Source organism: Melaminivora alkalimesophila, assembly GCF_000282995.1.
GTDB lineage: Bacteria > Pseudomonadota > Gammaproteobacteria > Burkholderiales > Burkholderiaceae_C > Melaminivora > Melaminivora alkalimesophila.
On record NZ_ALEE01000747.1, the window covers coordinates 1 to 357 of the forward strand.

Genomic DNA, 357 nt, shown 5'->3' on the forward strand with positions numbered 1-357 from the left:
GTCTGCGCCTGCGGACGCTGGAAGCCGGCCAGCGCCGGGCTCAGGTCTTCGTCCGCATGGCGCCCCGGAACCACCCGCTGCACCAGCAGCATCAGCGCCACGCCCGACAGCGCCGCCAGCGCCAGGCTCGCGTGCACGCTGGTCCAGGAAGCCACCTGCCCCCACAGCGCCGCGCCCGCCGCCGTCGCCCCCATGATCGACATCTGGTAGATCGACATGCCGCGCGCACGCACCCAGTTGGGCAGCGCCATCTGCGCCGCCACCGACAGCGAGTTCGCCGTGGTCAGCCACGCCGCCCCGCCGAGCACCATCGCCGGCACCGCCACGTACACGTTCGGCGCGACCGCCATGGCGGCC

Annotated in this window: 1 protein-coding gene; it reads right to left on the reverse strand. The window is 74.2% G+C overall.

The features are described 5' to 3' along the window. The coding region (locus tag A612_RS14445; RefSeq protein WP_173370377.1) for an MFS transporter at positions 1–357 on the reverse strand (357 nt) is incomplete at both ends.